Consider the following 18373-nt stretch of genomic DNA (forward strand, 5'->3'; position numbering starts at 1 on the left):
GCTGGCACTCCCGCGCTGGCTGCACCAGTACAACTGGCACAGACCTCATGCCAGCCTCGGCTACCAGCCACCCATCAGCCGCCTCCAGCTCCCGCTGAACAACGTCCTGGGTTTACACAACTAGGCCCGAGAAGGCCCGGCACCTGCGGGTATGCGCGTCGCGACTGGCGTGGGGGGTGACTGGCATTCCGGCTCCTGGAAGTAAGGTGGAGTAAAGCGCGCACGTCCGGTGGGGCGTCATCAATTGAGCGGAGCAGCGTCGACGCGCCTTCTTGACGCATCCGGCCCATGGAGCCGAGCGCAGTTCGGCCGCTCCGTCCCCGCTGCCCGGCTCCGGGTAGCGGGGCAGCGGAGCGAGCTCCGCTCTACGAGGCGGGGGCCATCAGGATCGTCGTCATGCGAAAGCTGCCCGATGGATGACACGCACTAGAAACGGTAGCTCAAGGTCGCGGTGACGATGCGCGGGGCACCGGCATAGCAGCCGCCCTGGTTCAACTGCGGCTGGTACAGGGTGCAATGGGCCATGTAGTCCTTGCCGGTGATGTTGGAGCCGTTGAGCGAGAGGTTCCAGTTCCTGTATTCCAGGCCGACCATGGCGTCGAACAGGGTGACCGGCGCGGTCTCGTAGAGCATGTAGGTGTCGTACTTGTCGCCGGTGTAGCGGGCGCCGCCGGCGATCCGCAGCTTCAGGTCGTCGCTGAGCCAGAACGACTTGGCCAGCCACAGCGAGGCCAGGTGCTGCGGCACCACGCCAACGCGCAGGCCAGTGGCTGCCGCCGCTGGACGGCGGGCGGATCGAGAGCATCGATCCGTCCAGCGGCCGGCCCTGGGCCAGCGTGGCCTTCGCCGGCCCGCGCGACGTGGAGCGGGCGGTGGCCGCGGCGCGCGAGGCGTTCGCCGGTCCATGGCGGCGCCTGCCCGGCCACGAGCGCGCCGCGCTGCTGCGCCGGCTGGCCGAGCTCTACCAGCAGCACGCGCCGCAACTGGCGCAGCTGGAAAGCCGCGACAACGGCCGCGCCATACGCGAGAGCCGGCTCGACGTGGGTGCGCACCACCAGTGGTTGCACTGGTACGCCTCGCTGGCCGACAAGCTGTCCGGGCGCACGATCCCGTTCGACGACAGCGTGCATGCCTTCACCTCGCGCCTGCCGGTCGGCGTGGTCGCCGCGATCACGCCGTGGAACGTGCCGTTGATGTCGGCGATCTGGAAGCTGGCGCCGGCGCTGGCGGCCGGCTGCACGGTGATCCTCAAGCCGGCCGAGCACACCCCGGTGACCACGCTGGAACTGGCGAAACTGGTCGAGGCCGCCGGCTTCCCGCCGGGCGTGGTCAACGTGATCCCGGGCGGGCCGGAGGTCGGCGCGGCGCTGGTCGCCCATCCCGGCGTGGACAAGATCAGCTTCACCGGCGAGGGCGCCACCGCCAAGGCGATCCTGCGCAACGGCGCCGACACCCTCAAGCGCTTCGGCTTCGAGCTGGGCGGCAAGGCGCCGCACATCATCTTCGCCGACGCCGACCTGGAGCAGGCGCTCAATGCCGCCACCGGTTCGGCCTGGGCGCTGTGCGGGCAGAGCTGCGCGCTGGGCTCGCGGGTGCTGGTCGAGCGCCCGGTGTACCAGCGCGTGGTCGAGGAATTCGCCCGCCGCGCCGCGCGCGTGCGCGTGGGCATGCCGCTGGACCCGGATACGCACATGGGCCCGCAGGCGCACGCCGCGCAGCTGGACAAGACCCTGTCCTACGTCGACATCGCCCGCGGCGAAGGCGCCGAACTGGTCGCCGGCGGCACCCGCCTGCGCGACGGCGCGCTGGCCGACGGCTACTTCGTCGCTCCCACCGTGTTCGCCAACGTGCGCAACGACATGCGCGTGGCGCGCGAGGAGATCTTCGGGCCGGTGGCCGCGCTGATCCCGTTCGACGGCGAGGAGGAAGCCATCGCCCTGGCCAACGCCACCGAGTACGGCCTGGCCTCGGGCCTGTGGACCGGCGACGTCGGCCGCGCGCACCGGGTCGCCGCGCGGATCGAGGCCGGCATCGTCTGGGTCAACACCTACCGTTTCCTGCGCTGGTCCACGCCCTACGGCGGACTCAAGCAGAGCGGCTGGGGCCGCGAGAACGGGCTGGAAGGCCTGGATGGCTACCTGGAGACGCGCACCACCGTGGTCAGCACCACCGGGCGCTTCCCCGATCCGTACGCGCAGTGACCCCCTTCTTTCCGCACGAGGAACGCAAGCCATGAGACTGCACAACAAGCTGGCGGTGGTCACCGCCGCCGCATCGGGCATGGGCCGCGAGGGCGTGCTGCGCTTCGCCCGCGAGGGCGCGCGCGTGGCCGCGATCGACATCGACGGCGACGCGCTGCGGGCGCTGGCCGACGAGGTCGCCGGCCGCGGCCACGCGCCGCTGGAGATCATCGTCGCCGACCTGTCGCAGGCCGAGCAGGCGCGCGACAGCATCCACCAGGCCGCGGCGCGGCTGGGCGGCATCGACATCCTGTGGGCGCATGCCGGCATCCCCGGCCCGGCCACGGTCGAGGGCATGGACCTGGACGCGTACCGGCGCGCGATCGACCTCAACGTCACCTCAGCGGTGCTGGCCGCCGGCGAGGTCGCCCGGCACATGCGCGCGCGCGGCGGCGGTTCGCTGATCTTCACCGCCTCGGTCTCCGGGCTGGTCGGCTCGATGATGAGCCCGGTGTACTCGGCGGCCAAGTTCGCGGTGGTCGGCTTCGCCAAGTCGGCGGCGCAGCGTTTCGCCGCCGACGGCATCCGCGTCAACGTGGTCTGCCCGGGCCTGACCGAGACGCCGATGAAGCAGGGTTTCGTCGGCCGCAGCGGCGACCCGGAGGAAACCGCGGCCAACGAGCGCAGGCTGCTGGCCGCGATCCCGATGGCGCGCTTCGGCCTGGCCCACGAGGTCGCCGACGCCGCGCTGTGGCTGGCCTCGGACGAAGCGTCCTACGTCACCGGCGTGGCGCTGCCGGTGGACGGCGGCTATACCTGCCGCTGAGCGGGCGGCCGCCGCGCACCGCGGCCCGGACGATGCCCCAGGAGGTGCCGCGATGGATGGCCTGCGGCCGAGAGCTGGAGAATCGCGCCTCGGGTCCAGGGACGCATGCGCTCGCATGCTCCTTCGCCTGCGTCTGCCGACGCAGGGGCATCGGCGACGGGCACCACCTTTCCGGTGCCGTAGCCGCCGGGAGGATTGCGGGTGACGATCGACGCGGGCGGGCCGCCCATCAGGGCGTTGGACCGCATGAACGAATTCTCCTGCCACTCCATGAAATCGGGCGTGGTGGATCGGGAAATATGGGCCAGCCCTGGATTCTCCTCGGAGAAATACGGGGAGAGCGACGTGCTCCATATCGTCTGCGGCTTCCACGACGGCGAGGAAGAGCCGACAGCAGGAATCCGGTTCGAAAGAACCGGCCGGTCGCAAGGAGGAAGCGGCCTCGCCAGGAGCGTATCGTTGTTCGCCGACCGCATACGCATCAAGCTGGCGGACTCCCGCAGGAAAACCCTGGGCTTCGACGGCAGCGTCGTCGAGCTCGGTTTCCGGAAGGATCAGGACGGCGCAAGCGAACCCGGAACGGCCTCCTGGACATGAAATCCGGACCCAACGGTTTCCAGGTCGATGTCGTCCGACAACCCATTCAATCCGACGCCGCTTCGCGGCGTGGCGTGAGCCGGACGTTGGAACTCGATGACAGCCCCCCGCAAGATTGTTCTGCATTCCCTGCATGGCTACCGGCCCGAGCTCGACTCGCTGGTTGCAGGGTGGATCGAAGAAGGCGTCAAGTACGTCGGTGTTGTCGGTGTGGATGCAGCATGGATCGAGGATGCAATCGACAGCATGTGCGTCGGTGACGGATCCGCTCCATACTTCATGCTCACGGCATCCCACGGTCCCGACGAGACGCTTGCCGATGCGGTGTTCCTGGCCGAACAGCTATCGGGCGATTTGTCGGGTACCGCGACCGTGATCGAGTTCTAGCTTCGCGGCGCGGCCTGACCCGGGCGTTCGTCACCCAGGACAGGACACGCCACACCAGACAGGCAACGTTGGAGCGCATCGACCCCATGGCCACCGACCGGGACTTCGTCGAGTACATAGCCGAGCAGATCGCGCTCGGAGACCGGCTCACCCATCGGAAGATGTTCGGCGAGTACGCCCTCTACGTCGATGGCAAGGTGGTCGCCTTCGCCTGCGACAACAGCCTGTTCGTCAAACCGTCGGCCGCGGCAGAGGAACGGGCGCCCGGGCTGCCGCGGCGACCGCCCTACCCCGGCGCCAAGGACTATCCCGTGGCGGACGAATTGCTGGACGATTCCGATGCCATCCGCGACCTGATCCTGCGGACGGCCGCGCTCATGCCGGCGCCCAGGCCGAAGAAGGCCGGCAGGCGCTCCGGCACGCGCGGGAGTTGAGCGGGCCTGCGCCCCTGGGAACCTGCCTTCGCGAACCCGCCGCGGCTGCCGGTTCCGGAACCGGAACGGCTCGTGGTCGAAATCCGGGAGCGGATACAGCGTGGCCAACATGCCGCGTACGGCGGCATCGCGTCATCTCGGGCGCGTCACCCCGGCGGGCCGGAGAGCCGCGCCAGAGCGGCCGTCAGTTCCGCCCATGCGGTGTCGCCGACGGGGCCGGCATGGCGCCAGACGACCCGGCGCCGCGCATCCAGCAGCACCAGGCAGGCGGCATCCGCGGCATCGACGCGCGCCAGCCGTTTCCAGTCTTCGATGCCTTCCTCGACGAGCAGGAAACGCGCATGCAGGCCGGTCGGCACGCCCTGGCGGATGCCCTTGGCCACCGCCCCGCGGAACAGCGCGGGCACGTCGCCGATGACCGCCACCTGGTAGACGGCCACGCCGGTCGGCACCGCATCGGCCCGCGCCAGCCGGCGCGACCATGCCTCGGTCTGCGCGCGCGAGGCCCGCGTGAAACCCACGACCAGCAGTACCGGCCCTTCGGGCAGGGCCGCGGGCAGCGCTACCGGCGTTCCTTCCAGCGAGCGTGCGGCCAGCGGCGGGATTGGCGTGGCGTGAGCGACAGCAACGACCAGGCTGGTCGCCAGCACCAGCCAGCGGGCGATCAGCGGAACGCAGCGCATCGGTCTGCTCCCGACTCCCCTCGCATGCGAACAGTCCGTACACGTTCCGGCGCTGGCAAGGCGCGCATGGCTACAGCCAACCCTTCTGCCGCGCCAGCCGGTAGGCCTCGATGCGGTTGACCACGCCGAGCTTGCCGATGCACTCAGACAGGTAGTTGCGCACGGTGCCGTGCGACAGCCCCAGCTGCTCGGCGATCTCGTTGGCCGAACGTCCCTCGCCGGCCAGCCGCAGCACCTGGCGCTCGCGGTCGTTGAGCGGGTCGGCTTCCGACCAGGCTTCCAGCGCCAGCTGCGGGTCGATCGCGCGACCGCCGCGCTGCACCTGGCGCAGCGCCTCGGCCAGTTTTTCGGCCGGTGCGTCCTTGAGCAGGTAGCCTGACACTCCGGCGTCCAGCGCGCGGCGCAGGAAACCGCTGCGGGCGAAGGTGGTGACGATCACCACCCTGACCGCCAGCCCGTGGCGCTGGATGCGCTGCGCCAGTTCCAGCCCGGTCAGTCCCGGCATCTCGATGTCGGTGACCAGCACGTCGGGAGAGAGCCGCTGCAGCTCGCGCCAGGCGGCCTCGCCATCGGCGGCGCTGCCCACCACCTCCAGGTCGGTTTCCAGGTTGAGCAGCGCCGACAGCGCGCCGCGCACCATCGCCTGGTCCTCGGCCAGCAGGATGCGGATCATCCGCGCGCCTCCGGCAGCGGGTACGCCGGCCGGCACCGCGCCTTCGGCGCCGGTACGGCACCGGCCGATTCCCCTCCCGCGGCATCCGGCACGGACGGCTGCTGGCCCAGCGGGATGCGCACCTGCAGGTGGGTGCCGCCGCCACGCGGGGAGTGGATCTGCAGCGATCCGCCCAGCGCGGCGACGCGCTCGCGCATGCCGTTGAGTCCGTTGCCGTTGGCGGTAACGCCGCCGCAGCCGTTGTCGCGGATGTCCAGCCGCACCGCCTCGGCATCGCAGGCCACCGCGATGCTTGCCTCGCTGGCCTGGGCGTGGCGGGCGATGTTGGTGGCCGCCTCGCGCAGCACCAGCGACAGCCCGCATTCGATCCAGGCCGGCATCGGCGGCGGTGGCTCGTAGCGCAGATGCACCCGCGACGATTCCAGCAGCAGGTGTGCCGAGGCGAGTTCAGCGGCGAGGTTGGCGGCGCGGAAACCGGTCACCGCGCTGCGCACCTGCGCCAGCGCCTCGCGCGCGATCTGTTCGGCTTCCTCCAGTTCGCGCCGGGCGGTGCCGGCGTCGCGCTCGAACAGCTTGCGCGACAGCTCCAGCTTCAGCGCGATCAGCGACAACGTGTGCCCGAGCAGGTCGTGCAGGTCGCGGCCGATGCGCTCGCGCTCGGCGGTGGCGGCCAGCCGCCGCACCTCGTCATGGGACAGGCGCAGCGCGGCGTCCTTCTCGCTGCTGATGCGTTCGACGTTGACGATGATGCCGATGATCACCGAGATCACCGGTATCCATGCCAGCGCCTGCCACGGATAGCCGATCCACGTCGCCAGCGACACGAAGGCGGCATTGAGCGCGATCAGCTCCAGCAGGTACCGCGACGTGCGCACGATGCGGTTGGTATGCAGCATCACGCAGCCGAAGATGAAGTAACTGATGCCCGACGGGTAATCGCGCAGCAACACCATCGACAGCACGATCATCCCCAGCGCGAAGATCGGCGCGCTGCGCCGCGACCCCATCAGGGTCATGGCATACAGCGCCAGGAACAGCGGGTAGGACCACAGCGTGATCAGCACCCAGGTCATGTTGTGGCCGCGGTCGAATATCGGGGTGATGAACACCCACATCGTCCACAGCAGGTGGACCGCATCGATCCACGGGGACTTTCCCAGCTTGATCGTGTCGGCTACGGCCGAATCCGGCGCCGGCGACAGCCATGCGGGAAGGTGGCGGTGCTTCACGTGCATGTCATGTCCCAGGAGGTTGCCCCGCCATGATGCCATCAGCCATGCCGGCGCAGCCGGTGGCTGGCGACCGCCACGCACAGCACCGTCGTCGCGGCCAGCGCCAGCACGTGCGGCCACGGGCTGCCGGTATCGAACCCCACCGCGTCCAGCGCCAGCCGGTTGAGGTGGTGGCTGGGCCACAGCGGCGCCAGCTTCTGCAATGCCTGCGGCAGGACCGACAGCGGGAACCACAGCCCCGACAGGAACGCCATCGGCAGGTACACCAGATTGATCGCCGCCGGCGCCCCCTGGCCCTTGACCAGCGTGCCCAGCAACAACCCCAGCGCGCAGAACGGCAACGCGCCCAGCACGCATACGAGCCCCAGGTGCAGCGCCTGTCCGGCCGCCAGCGGCACGCCGGCCAACCGCACCGCCATCGCCATCAGCAGCACGACGATCGACGCCGCCACCAGCAGGGTCATCGCCATCTTGCCCAGCAGGTACGCGGCCGGCGGCATCGGCAGCGCGCGCTTCAGGGTCAGCAGGCCGTTCTCGCGTTCCAGCGCCAACGACACGCCGAAGCCGTACAGGCCCGGTGCCATCACCCCGAAGGTGGCGTAGGCCGCCAGCAGGAAGCGCGGTGCGTCCGCGCCGTTGTGGGTGCCCAGCACGATGCCGAACATCAGGTAGAACGTCATCGGGAACAGCAGCGTCGGCAACAGGAAGCTGGGGCTGCGCAGGTAGCGCAGGCATTCGGCACGGGCTTCCTGCAGGTAGGCGCGCAGCATGCGCGCGCGCGGCATGGCGGCGGGCGACGGCTGGGAACGGACGATGGGAAGTGCGTTGTTCATCAGGCGGCCTCGTGCAGGGAGTCGCAACCCGCGTCGCGGGTCATCTGGGAAAACGCCTCGGCCAGGCCGGCGGCCTTCACCTCGAGCGCCGTGAGCCGCGGGTCGGCATCCAGCAGGCGACGCACCACCGGCTCGGCCGGGTCGCAGGACACGCACAGGTAGTCGCCCTCGCGCCGCGCCTCGCGCACGTCCGGCCAGCCGGCGACCTCGTCGGCCGCCAGCGTGCTGGCGCAGCGCACCTGCCGGGTGGCGACCCGCGCGCGCATCGCATCCACGCTGCCGTCGCTGACGATCCGGCCGCGCAGCATCACGCAGACGCGGTCGGCCAGCGCTTCGGCCTCTTCCAGGTAATGGGTGGTCAGCACCACCGAATCGCCTTCGGCCACCAGCATCCGGATCGCCGCCCACAACTGCTGCCGCGCCTGCAGGTCCATGCCCACGGTGGGCTCGTCCAGGAACAGCAGCCGCGGTCGCCCGCACAGGGCGATGGCGAACTGTACGCGCCGTTGCTGGCCACCGGACAGCTGGCCATACGGCCGCCGCAGCAGGTCCTGCACGCCGGCCAGCGCCGCGCTCTGTTCCACCGTGCGCGGCGCCGGGTAATAGCTGGCCGCCAACCGGATCAGCTCGCCCACGCGCAGCGTCTCCGGCAGCGCGGCGTCCTGCAGCATCACGCCGATCCGGCGCCGTGCCCGCACCCGCTGCGGGTCCTGGCCGAACAGCGATACCTCGCCCTCGTCGGCGCGCAGCAGGCCCAGCAGCAGGCCGATGGCGGTGCTCTTGCCGGCCCCGTTCGGTCCCAGCAGCGCCAGCACCTGTCCCTGGCGCAGTTCCAGGTCGACACCATCGAGCGCCAGCTGCCGGCCATAGCGCTTGCGCACGCCGCGCAGGCGGGCCAGTACCTGTTCCGGGTGATCGTTCATGCCGCAGCTCCTCGTTCGGGAATGGCGCCACGTTAGGCGTGCCGGCGAGGTCGCGGCAGTGCGGGCGGTCAGCCCAAGCGGATGACAGCCGTCACATGCGGAGGCGAAGCCCGTTGCCTAGACTCTGTTCCCAGATCCGATCCCGGATCCGACCGCCGCGCCGTGTCCAGGACAGGAATTGCGGCGCGGATTCCGTTACCGTCGGTCACATTTCCCCTACAGGCGCCGTCCCGTTCCTCATGAATGCATCCGCCGAACTGCTGAAGGAACTCCGCATCGACCGCAAGGCGCCGCAAGGCCCGCCGCCATCGCGGCGCTGGCCATGGATCGTGCTGGCGGCGGTCGTGCTGCTGGTGCTGGTGGGCGGCGCATGGGCGCTGCTGGGCGGCGACAAGCCGGTGGAGGTGAACACCGCGCCGGTGGTGGCGATCAGCCAGGGCAACGCCAGCAGTTCGGTGCTCGACGCCAGCGGCTACGTGGTGGCGCGGCGCATGGCCACGGTGTCGGCCAAGATCACCGGCAAGGTGCGCGAGGTGATGATCGAGGAAGGCATGCGCATGGAGGCCGGGCAGGTCATGGCCACGCTCGACCCGATCGACGCCAACGCGCAGCGCAGCCTGTCGGCCTCGCAGCTGGCGGCCGCGCGCAGCCAGCTGGCCAGCCTGCAGGCCCAGCTCAAGCAGGCCGAGGCCGAGGCCACGCGCCTGCAGTCGCTGGTCGGCCAGCAGCTGGTGTCGCGCTCGCAGTACGACCAGGCCATCGCCCAGCGCGACACCCTGCGCGCGCAGCTGGCGACCGCGCAGCGCCATGCCACGGTCGCCAGCGACCAGTTGGCGATCGCCGACCTGGGCGTGGACAACAACATCGTGCGCGCGCCGTTCGCCGGCGTGGTCATCGCCAAGGCGGCACAGCCGGGCGAGATCGTTTCGCCGCTGTCGGCTGGCGGCGGCTTCACCCGCACCGGCATCGGCACCCTGGTGGACATGGATTCGCTGGAGATCGAGGTCGACGTCGGCGAGGCGTTCATCGGCCGGGTGCAGCCGAAGATGCCGGTTGAGGCGATCCTCAACGCCTACCCGGACTGGCGGATCCCGGCCGAGGTGATCGCCATCGTCCCCACCGCCGACCGCGGCAAGGCCACGGTCAAGGTGCGCATCGCGCTGAAGCAGAAGGACCCGCGCATCGTGCCGGAGATGGGCGTGCGGGTGAGCTTCCTGGAGACGCAGGCGGAGGAACAGGAGCAGCCGCAGGGCGTGCGCGTGCCGGGCGCGGCCATCGTGCAGCGTGACCAGAAAACCCTGGCTTTCGCGTTGACCTCCGATGACCGGGTGGAGCTGCGCGAGTTGCGCACCGGCATCGCGATGGGCAACGACCGCCAGGTGCTGTCGGGCCTGGCGGCCGGTGAGACGGTGGTGGTCGGGCCGCCGGAGACATTGAAGGATGGCGACAAGGTGAAGCCGGCCGGCAGTGCGAAACGGTGATCCCGCGCAGGTCGGGCCAGATGATGCCTGTCGCCTCCCAGCGAACCACATAGAAAGCAGTAAAGCGGTTGCCTTGGATTTTGCTGTTGCTGTTGCTGTTGCTGTTGCTTGTGCTTTTGCCTTTGCCTTTCCGGGTTCCCTTCCACAGCGGCGGAGCCAGTGGGAAAAACCCGAAGGGCGACGTGCATGGATGCATGTCGTTTTTCGCCGCGGCAGGATGCCGCGTCGAAAAATCCCGCTGGCGGAGCGAACCCGGAGTGCCGTAGGCACGGAGGGCGCGGAGGCAGGGCGTGCTTGACCAGCCATTCGGCTGTTGAAAAGCACTTCTTTTGGCTACCTTTTTTGCACGAGCAAAGAAAAGTAGCTCGCTCCCCGAATGGGGAACGAAAGCTTTTGATGTTGCTCTTTAAATGGCCTCCAAACTGATTCTCTTGTTTCGAGAGCGCCCGGTTCGAAGAGCAAAAGCAAAGGCTTTCACTCCCGCTCCGCGGGAGCGAGTCACTTTTCTTTGCTCGTGCAAAGAAAAGTAACCAAAAGAAAGCACGGTCGGACGCGAGCCGATGCGGCTGCGCCGCATCGGTTCCCTGCGCCCCTCGCGGGCCAGGGGGACGGCGCACAACTCGCTTCGCTCAAACACGTGCGCCTCTTCGCCCCCTGCCCCGCTGCGGTGCTCGGCTCGCTCTACGGCTGGGGAAGTCAAGAACCAAAGCAACCGCAAGAGCAACTGCAATAGCGAAAGCAACAGCAACAGCCGGAGCCACCGCTACGGCATCACTCCCCCGGCGCCGGGCGCCAGGGAAACGGAAAGACGGACACCCACCGCATCACATCGCAGAGGAACACCCATGACCGCCCTCGTCACCCTCCGCAACATCACCAAGACCTACCAGCGCGGGCCGGAGAAAGTGCAGGTGCTGCACGGCATCGACCTGGACATCGCGCGCGGCGACTTCGTCGCGCTGATGGGCCCTTCCGGCTCGGGCAAGACCACCCTGCTCAACCTGATCGGCGGGCTGGATACCCCCAGCGGCGGCGAGATCGAGATCGAGGGCGAGCGCATCGACCGCATGAGCGCCGGCCAGCTCTCCACCTGGCGCAGCCACCATGTCGGCTTCATCTTCCAGTTCTACAACCTGATGCCGACCCTGACCGCGCAGAAGAACGTGGAACTGCCGCTGCTGCTGACCCGGCTGGGCGCCGCCCAGCGCAAGCGCAACGCCGAGATCGCGCTGACCCTGGTCGGCCTGGCCGACCGCCGCTCGCATCGCCCCAACGAACTGTCCGGCGGCCAGCAGCAGCGCGTGGCCATCGCCCGCGCGATCGTCTCCGACCCGACCTTCCTGATCTGCGACGAACCCACCGGCGACCTGGACCGGCATTCGGCCGAGGAAGTGCTGGCGCTGCTGCGCCAGCTCAACCGCGAGCATGGCAAGACCATCATCATGGTCACCCACGACCCGAAGGCGGCCGAATACGCCAACCACACCATCCACCTGGACAAGGGCGAACTGGCCACCGCGCCAGCGGCCCACTGACGGAGGATGCGGCGATGAAGTATTTCTCGCTGATATGGGCGCAGCTGTTCCGCAGCAAGACCCGCACCCTGCTGACCCTGCTGTCGGTGGTGGCGGCGTTCCTGCTGTTCGGCCTGCTCGATTCGGTGCGGGTGGCGTTCAACGCCGGCGCCAGCGTGGCCGGCGCCGACCGCCTGGTGGTGGCCTCGCGCCTGTCGATCACCCAGATGCTGCCGCTGAGCCTGGAACGGCAGATCGCCGCGGTGCCCGGCGTGCGCGCGGTGTCCTACGGCAACTGGTTCGGCGGCATCTACCAGGACCCGAAGAACTTCTTTCCCAACTTCGTGATCGGCCCGGGCTACATGCAGCTGTATCCGGAGTACGCGGTCGCGCCGGAGCAGATGCAGGCGTTCGAGGCCGACCGCACCGGCGCGCTGGTCGGCGAATCGCTGGCCAAGCGCTTCGGCTGGAAGATCGGCGACACCATCCCGCTGGAGGCGACCATCTTCCCGCAGAAGGACGGCAGCAACAGCTGGCCGCTCACTTTGCGCGGCACCTTCAGCGTGGCCGACAGCAAGCGCAAGGGCGAGGAAACCGCGCTGTACTTCCACTGGAAGTACTTCGACGAGGCCAACGCCTACATGAGCGGGATGGTCGGCTTCTACGTGGTGTCGCTGGACAACCCCGAGCACGCCGACCGGGTGTCGCGCGCGATCGACGCGATCTCGGCCAACTCGGCCAACGAGACCAAGACCCAGACCGAACAGGCGTTCAACCAGGCCTTCATCAAGCAGTTCGCCGACATCGGCCTGATCGTCAGCGCGATCATGGCCGCGGTGTTCTTCACCCTGCTGCTGCTGACCGGCAACACCATGGCCCAGGCGGTGCGCGAGCGCATCCCCGAGCTGGCGGTGCTCAAGACGCTGGGCTTCACCAACCGCACGGTGCTGATGCTGGTGCTGGTCGAGGCGATCGTGCTGATCGTGCTGGGCGGGGTGATCGGGCTGGGCACCGCCGCGCTGCTGATCCCGCTGCTCAGCGCCGGCAGTGGCGGCGTCATCCAGCTGCCCACCGTGCAGGCCGAGACCTGGCTGCTGGGCCTGCTGCTGATGGTCGCGATCGGCACGGTGGTCGGGCTGCTGCCGGCGATCCGCGCCATGCGGCTGAAGATCGTCGACGCGCTGGCCGGCCGCTGAGTACCGAACGAGGAATACGACATGAAGACCAAGCAATGGTTGTGGAACATCGTCTCGGTACTGACGCTGCTCGTCGGACTGGGAATCTGGATCGCGTTGCCCTGGTACCTGGTGCTGGCGCTGGCGCTCGCGCTCGGCCTGTGGCTGGTACTGGCCCGCAGCGGGCGCCTGGCGCTGGCCGCGGCGCGGATCGGCATCGCCAGCCTGCCGCAGCGCTGGGGCGCCTCCTCGGTGATCGTGGTCGGCATCGCCGGCGTGGTCGGCGTGCTGGTGGCGATGCTGGCGATGGGCGAAGGCTTCCAGGCCACGCTGCAGCAGACCGGCAGCGAGGACACCGCCATCATCCTGCGCGGCGGCTCGCAGGCCGAGGTCAACTCGGTGATCGCACGCGACCAGTTGCCGCTGATCTCCGCCCTGCCCGGCATCGCGCGCGACGCGCAGGGCCGTCCGTTCGCGTCCGGCGAGCTGTCGCAGGTGGTCAGCCTCCCCGCCCGCAGCAGCGGCGAGGACGCCAACGCGCAGTTCCGCGGGGTCAGCGACGCGGCCTGGGAGATCCGTCCCAACATCCGCATCGTCGAGGGCCGCAAGTTCAACCCCGGACTGCGCGAACTGGTCGTCGGCCAGGGCGCCATGGGCCAGTACCGCGGCCTGGAGATCGGCAAGCCGGTACGGCTGGGCAGCGACGAATGGACCGTGGTCGGCACGTTCGCCTCCGGCGACGCACACGACTCGGAACTGTGGACCGACATCGAGACGCTGAGCTCGGCCTACCGGCGCAACGCCTACCAGTCGGTGACCGTGCGCCTGGAGGGCCCACAGGCGTTCGACGGTTTCAAGGCGGCGATGGAAAGCGACCCGCGGCTGAAGCTGGACGTGCTGAGCACCCGCGACTACTTCGCCAAGCAGTCCGAAGGCCTGACCAAGCTGATCCGCATCCTCGGCACGGTGATCGGCACGATCATGGCGATCGGCGCGGTGTTCGGCGCGCTCAACACCATGTACGCGGCGGTGGCCGGCCGTGCGCGCGAGATCGCCACCATGCGCGCGCTCGGCTTCCGCGGCGTGCCGGTGGTGACCTCGGTGATGCTGGAGACGATGATGCTGGCGCTGCTGGGCGGGGTGCTCGGCGGGCTGGTCGCCTGGCTGGTGTTCAACGGCTACAGCGCGGCCACGCTGGGCGCCAACTTCAGCCAGGTGGTGTTCCAGTTCAAGGTCACCCCGGAACTGCTGTGGAGCGGGCTGAAGTGGGCGCTGGGCATCGGCCTGGTCGGCGGCCTGTTCCCGGCGCTGCGCGCGGCGCGGCTGCCGATCACCACGGCGCTGCGCGAGACCTGAGCCGCGCCGTCATCGCGACCCGCATCCCGGCCGGGTGCGGGTCGCTTCCGCGCGGAGGCACGCGGCCATCCGCTGTTCCCTGCGCGGCCGCACCTCGGTAGGCGACGGCGCGGGCGCCTGCATCGCCGTTGCCGCAACCTTTCGCTGCGGCCTCCGCCTCGTTCGCCACGGCGATGGCGATTCCATCGCAGCCTGGCGTACCGCTGTCCGCGCATGCGCCGCGCTACCCGGTCTCCAGCGACAACGATCCGGGGCCGCCATCGGCCGCCGGCGCGTTCAACCGCCGGACCCGTCCCTGCGGTACGCGCATCGCAGCGGCGAACTGCCGCCAGGCGCGACGGCCGGGGGCCTGGAAGGCGTGCCCGATACCGGCTCGCGCTTGCCGGGACCGGAACATCGGCCACGCCTACCGCCACAGCGAGGGCCAACGCATCGGCCGTAGCGGACCGCTCCAGCCGCACCGGTACCCGCGATCGGCGGGTTCTCCGGCAACCGGGCCATCTGCTGCATCGACCGCCTGGAACGCACCGGCGGCGCTGCCTCCGCAGCCCGGCCTTCCCGGAACACACCACAACGGTCATACCACTGTCATCTCCGTGCGCTAGAGCCGCGCCGGCGCGGGCGCTAAGGTGACCGGCTTTCCCGAACGGATCCCCGCCATGCTCCGCGCACTGGCGCTGGCCGGCATCTGCGTGATGCTGGCCGGCTTCGCCCTGTCCCCGTCGATGCCGCCGCTCTCGCTCGGCGCACGCCTGGCCGCGCCCGGCGGCACCTCGCCGCTGGTGCCGAGCGCGCGCATCGACGCGCTGCTGGCACGCCTGCCGCACCGCCAGGGCACGGCACCCGGCAGCGACGGCGTGGCGCTGCACTGGGTCGCCTTCGATCCGGGCGACTACCGGCTGGATTACCGCTACCTCGGCAAGGGCGAGCGCTTCCCCGAGTTCGCGCTGGACGCCAACGCCCCCACTGCCACCGCGCCCGCGCCACGCGGCACGGTGATCCTGCTGCACGGCTGGATGATGGATGGCGGCTCGCTGCTGCCGTGGGCGCTGCAGCTGGCGCAGGGCGGCTACCGCACCATCGCCCTGGACCTGCGCAACCACGGCCGCTCCGGGCAGGCGCCGTCCGGCTACGGCACCCGCGAGGGCGAGGACGTGGCGGCGGTGTTGCATGCACTCGGCGCCGCCGGCGAGATCGACGGACCGGTGCACCTGCTGGGCGTGTCCTACGGCGCGGCCACCGCCATCTTCGCCGCGCGCGAGCTGGGCCCGCGGCTGCGCAGCGTGGTGGCGATGGAGTCGTTCGACAACGCCGGCCACGCCATCCGCACCATGGTGCCGCACCTGCTCTCCAAGCCGCCCGAGCGCCTGGGCGATTACCTGGCGCTGCCGCTGGCGCGCTGGCAGTACGGCGGCAGCGGGCTGGACGCGGCCATCGCCGATGCCGACCGCCGGCTCGGCCTCGACCTGGACCGCGTGGACGTCGCCCAGGCGCTGGCGCAGGTGCCGGCCTGCGTATTGCTGCTGCATGGCCGCGACGATGCGCACATCCCGGTCGCGCAGGGCCGCGCGCTGGCCGCCGCCGCGCCGCGCGCCCGCTACCTGGAACTGGAAGGCGAGGACCACCTGACCCTGCCGCTGCGGCTGGACCGCCTGTCCGGCGTGATCGACAGCTGGCTGGCGCAGGCGGGCAGCGACGAGGCGCATTGCCCGATGCCCACCGCCCCCGCCGCAGGAGCGGTGTAGGAGCGACGTGAGTCGCGACGAGGGGTTATCGGGGAAGCCTCGTCGCGACTCACGTCGCTCCTACGGTTGCAGCCGCTCCCGCATCATGTCCGCCTGCGCGCTTTCGCCGCCGCGCGCATCCCGGCCACCGCGAACACCACCAGCCCGGCCCAGATCAGGCCGAAACCGAGCAGCTGCCCGGCACCGAACGGTTCGCGGAACACCAGCACGCCGACCAGGAACTGCAGCGTCGGGGCGATGTACTGCAGCAACCCGACCACGCTCAGCGGCACCCGGCGCACGCCGTAGGCGAAGGCGATCAGCGGGATCGCGCTGACCGCGCCGGCCACGATCAACAGCAGGTCGGCGCGCCATCCCCAGCCGGAGAGGAAGCCGCCGCCGTGGCCGGATTCGGACCACAGCACGAAGCCCAGCGCCGGCAGCACCATGAACAGGCTTTCCACGCCCAGCCCGGCCACCGCTTCCACCGCCACCAGTTTGCGCAACAGGCCGTACAGGCCGAAGCTGATCGACAGCCCGATCGCGATCCACGGCAGCCGCCCGCCCTGCCAGGTCAGCCAGGCCACGCCGGCAGCGGCCAGCGCCACCGCCAGCCACTGCAGCCGGCCCAGCCGCTCGCCCAGCACCGCCACCCCCAGCAGCACGCTCAACAGCGGGTTGATGAAGTAGCCCAGGCTGGTCTCGACCACGTGGCCGGCGTTGACCGCCCAGATGTACAGCCCCCAGTTGCCGGCGATCAGCGCGCTGGACAGGCCCAGCAGCCAGAAGCTGCGCGGCCGCGCGAAGATCTCCCGCAGCCAGCCCCAGCCCTGGCGCAGCACCAGCCAGCCGATCAGCAGCACCGCGCTCCAGACGACGCGGTGGGCGATCACCTGCAGCGACGGCACCGCTTTGAGCAGGTGCCAGTACAGCGGGAACAGCCCCCATATGACGAACGCCAGCGTGGCCGCCAGCAGGCCGTTGCGTTGCTCCAGCGCAGGGTCGCTCATCCGCGCCGTACCCGCGCCAGGGTGATGACCACCACGCCGGCCAGGATCACCGCCATCGCGCCGAGGTCGCTGGCGCCGAAGCGCTCGCCGGCCAGCCACGCGCCCAAGGCCACGGCGATCACCGGATTGACGTAGGCGTAGCTGCTGGCCAGCACCGGGCGCACGTTGTGCAGCAACCAGACGTAGGCGGTGAAGGCGACGATCGAGCCGAACACGCACAGGTAGCCCACCGCCAGCACGCCCTGCAGCGACGGCAAGCCGTGCAGGCGCTCGCCGCCGAGCAGTCCGGCCGTCATCAGCAGCGCGCCGCCGCACAGCATCTGCCCGGCCGCGGTCATGAACGGCGACGGCAGGTCGCGCCCGCGCGACCAGATCGAACCGGCCGCCCAGCCGATCGGCGCGATCAGCAGGAACACCAGCCCGCGCGGGGTGGCGGTCAGGCTGCTGCCGGCGTTGAGCCACAGCACGCCGGCGAAGCCGATGGCGATGCCCAGCCATTCGCCGCGGCCCACGCGCTGCCCGCGGAAGGCGGAGAACAGCGCCATCCACAGCGGCACCGAGGCCACCGCCACCGCCGCCAGCCCGGAGGACACGTCGCGCTCGGCCAGCACCACCATGCCGTTGCCCAGGAACAGCAGCGCCAGTCCCATCACCGCCAGCGTCGGCCACTGCGCGCGGGTCGGCGGCGCCACCCCGCGCCAGCGCAGCACCGCGTACAGCACCGCACCGGCCACGACGAAGCGCAGCCCGGAAATCACCGACAGCGGCGGCAGCCCGCTTTCCAGCGCGAAGCGGATGCCCAGGTAGGTGGAGCCCCAGACCACGTAGACCAGCAGCAGGGCGACGACGACAAGGCCGCCACGAGGGGCAGCCGAAGCGGAAACGGGAGCAGGCATGGGATCGACCGACAGGGAGTGCGGCAATTCTAGGACAGGAGCGCGAGCGGCCGCCGCCGCACCGGTGGAACGCCCGGTTGCACCCGCCGGCCGGCCGCGGTCAGTGCCGCACGCTGGCCGAGAACAGGTTGATCACCACCCCCCCGGCGACGATCAGGCCGATGCCGGCCAGCGCGGGCAGGTCCAGCCGTTGCCCGAACGCGAGCAGGCCGATCAATGCGATCAGCACGATGCCGGCGCCGGCCCAGACCGCGTAGGCGATTCCCACCGGCAGCGTGCGCAACGCCAGCGACAGGCAATAGAACGCCAGCGCGTAACAGACCGCCACCGCCAGCGACGGCCACAGCCGGGTGAAGCCGGCGGCGCTCTTCAGGAACGAGGTGCCCACCACCTCGGCGATCACCGCGATCGCCAGATACCACCAGTGCGACATGGCCTTTCCTCCGCGG

General features: G+C 70.2%; 20 protein-coding genes. 11 read left to right on the forward strand and 9 right to left on the reverse strand.

Annotated elements, in window-relative coordinates; translation table 11 throughout:
• On the forward strand, positions 1–124 hold a 124-nt coding region (locus tag OK345_RS16375; protein ID WP_265129138.1), incomplete at its 5' end, for an integrase core domain-containing protein.
• 302 nt (positions 125–426) lie between these two features.
• Here the strand turns inward: OK345_RS16375 and OK345_RS16380 are convergent.
• Positions 427–906, reverse strand: coding sequence for a TonB-dependent receptor domain-containing protein (locus tag OK345_RS16380; protein WP_265129079.1), 480 nt, complete (start codon positions 904–906; stop codon positions 427–429).
• Here OK345_RS16380 and OK345_RS16385 point away from each other — a divergent pair.
• From OK345_RS16385 to OK345_RS16405, 5 genes are all read left to right on the forward strand, one after another.
• Positions 795–2201 carry an aldehyde dehydrogenase gene (locus OK345_RS16385; RefSeq protein WP_265129139.1) on the forward strand — a complete coding sequence of 469 codons (1407 nt, stop codon included), beginning with the start codon at positions 795–797 and terminating at the stop codon, positions 2199–2201. The two genes, OK345_RS16380 and OK345_RS16385, sit on opposite strands and share 112 nt — an antisense overlap.
• A gap of 31 nt (positions 2202–2232) precedes the next feature.
• Positions 2233–3006, forward strand: a complete 774-nt coding sequence (locus tag OK345_RS16390; RefSeq protein WP_265129080.1) for an SDR family NAD(P)-dependent oxidoreductase — start codon at positions 2233–2235, stop codon at positions 3004–3006.
• 201 nt (positions 3007–3207) lie between these two features.
• Complete coding sequence (locus OK345_RS16395; protein ID WP_265129081.1) at positions 3208–3603, forward strand: hypothetical protein; 396 nt, start codon at positions 3208–3210, stop codon at positions 3601–3603.
• A gap of 96 nt (positions 3604–3699) precedes the next feature.
• A complete protein-coding gene (locus OK345_RS16400; protein WP_265129082.1) occupies positions 3700–3990 on the forward strand; it encodes a hypothetical protein in 291 nt (96 codons plus the stop codon).
• An 86-nt stretch (positions 3991–4076) separates the two neighbouring features.
• Entirely contained in the window at positions 4077–4424 is a 348-nt protein-coding gene (locus tag OK345_RS16405) for a TfoX/Sxy family protein (RefSeq protein WP_265129083.1), read from the forward strand.
• Positions 4425–4570: 146 nt separating this feature from the next.
• On the opposite strand, the gene OK345_RS16410 is transcribed toward OK345_RS16405, so the two are convergent.
• The 5 genes from OK345_RS16410 to OK345_RS16430 all read right to left on the reverse strand — a co-directional run bounded on the left by OK345_RS16410 (position 4571) and on the right by OK345_RS16430 (position 8768).
• On the reverse strand, positions 4571–5107 hold the full coding sequence (locus tag OK345_RS16410) for a hypothetical protein (RefSeq protein ID WP_265129084.1): 537 nt from the start codon (positions 5105–5107) through the stop codon (positions 4571–4573).
• A 70-nt stretch (positions 5108–5177) separates the two neighbouring features.
• Positions 5178–5780 (reverse strand): response regulator transcription factor, encoded by a 603-nt coding sequence (locus OK345_RS16415; protein WP_265129085.1) that lies wholly within the window; start codon positions 5778–5780, stop codon positions 5178–5180.
• Complete coding sequence (locus OK345_RS16420) at positions 5777–7015, reverse strand: sensor histidine kinase (RefSeq protein ID WP_265129086.1); 1239 nt, start codon at positions 7013–7015, stop codon at positions 5777–5779. Before OK345_RS16420 ends, OK345_RS16415 begins: the two co-directional genes overlap by 4 nt.
• Positions 7016–7050: 35 nt before the next feature.
• Positions 7051–7845 (reverse strand): ABC transporter permease, encoded by a 795-nt coding sequence (locus OK345_RS16425; RefSeq protein ID WP_265129087.1) that lies wholly within the window; start codon positions 7843–7845, stop codon positions 7051–7053.
• Complete coding sequence (locus tag OK345_RS16430; RefSeq protein ID WP_265129088.1) at positions 7845–8768, reverse strand: ABC transporter ATP-binding protein; 924 nt, start codon at positions 8766–8768, stop codon at positions 7845–7847. Before OK345_RS16430 ends, OK345_RS16425 begins: the two co-directional genes overlap by 1 nt.
• Positions 8769–9007: 239 nt before the next feature.
• On the opposite strand from OK345_RS16430, the gene OK345_RS16435 reads away from it, so the two are divergent.
• The 5 genes from OK345_RS16435 to OK345_RS16455 all read left to right on the forward strand — a co-directional run bounded on the left by OK345_RS16435 (position 9008) and on the right by OK345_RS16455 (position 16039).
• Positions 9008–10249, forward strand: coding sequence for an efflux RND transporter periplasmic adaptor subunit (locus OK345_RS16435; RefSeq protein ID WP_265129089.1), 1242 nt, complete (start codon positions 9008–9010; stop codon positions 10247–10249).
• A gap of 845 nt (positions 10250–11094) precedes the next feature.
• Positions 11095–11784 (forward strand): ABC transporter ATP-binding protein, encoded by a 690-nt coding sequence (locus tag OK345_RS16440; protein WP_265129090.1) that lies wholly within the window; start codon positions 11095–11097, stop codon positions 11782–11784.
• 14 nt (positions 11785–11798) lie between these two features.
• Positions 11799–12959 (forward strand): ABC transporter permease, encoded by a 1161-nt coding sequence (locus OK345_RS16445; protein ID WP_265129091.1) that lies wholly within the window; start codon positions 11799–11801, stop codon positions 12957–12959.
• A gap of 21 nt (positions 12960–12980) precedes the next feature.
• Positions 12981–14294, forward strand: a complete 1314-nt coding sequence (locus OK345_RS16450) for an ABC transporter permease (protein ID WP_265129092.1) — start codon at positions 12981–12983, stop codon at positions 14292–14294.
• A 659-nt stretch (positions 14295–14953) separates the two neighbouring features.
• Positions 14954–16039 (forward strand): alpha/beta fold hydrolase, encoded by a 1086-nt coding sequence (locus OK345_RS16455; RefSeq protein ID WP_265129093.1) that lies wholly within the window; start codon positions 14954–14956, stop codon positions 16037–16039.
• Between the two features lie 83 nt (positions 16040–16122).
• On the opposite strand, the gene rarD is transcribed toward OK345_RS16455, so the two are convergent.
• From rarD to OK345_RS16470, 3 genes are all read right to left on the reverse strand, one after another.
• On the reverse strand, positions 16123–17028 hold the full coding sequence (gene rarD / locus OK345_RS16460) for an EamA family transporter RarD (RefSeq protein WP_265129094.1): 906 nt from the start codon (positions 17026–17028) through the stop codon (positions 16123–16125).
• A complete protein-coding gene (yedA, locus tag OK345_RS16465) occupies positions 17025–17924 on the reverse strand; it encodes a drug/metabolite exporter YedA (protein ID WP_265129095.1) in 900 nt (299 codons plus the stop codon). Before yedA ends, rarD begins: the two co-directional genes overlap by 4 nt.
• A gap of 100 nt (positions 17925–18024) precedes the next feature.
• Positions 18025–18357 carry a DMT family transporter gene (locus OK345_RS16470; RefSeq protein ID WP_265129096.1) on the reverse strand — a complete coding sequence of 111 codons (333 nt, stop codon included), beginning with the start codon at positions 18355–18357 and terminating at the stop codon, positions 18025–18027.
• Between the last annotated feature and the right edge of the window lie 16 nt (positions 18358–18373).

This window comes from Xanthomonas chitinilytica (assembly GCF_026107455.2).
Taxonomy (GTDB): Bacteria; Pseudomonadota; Gammaproteobacteria; order Xanthomonadales; family Xanthomonadaceae; genus Stenotrophomonas; species Stenotrophomonas chitinilytica.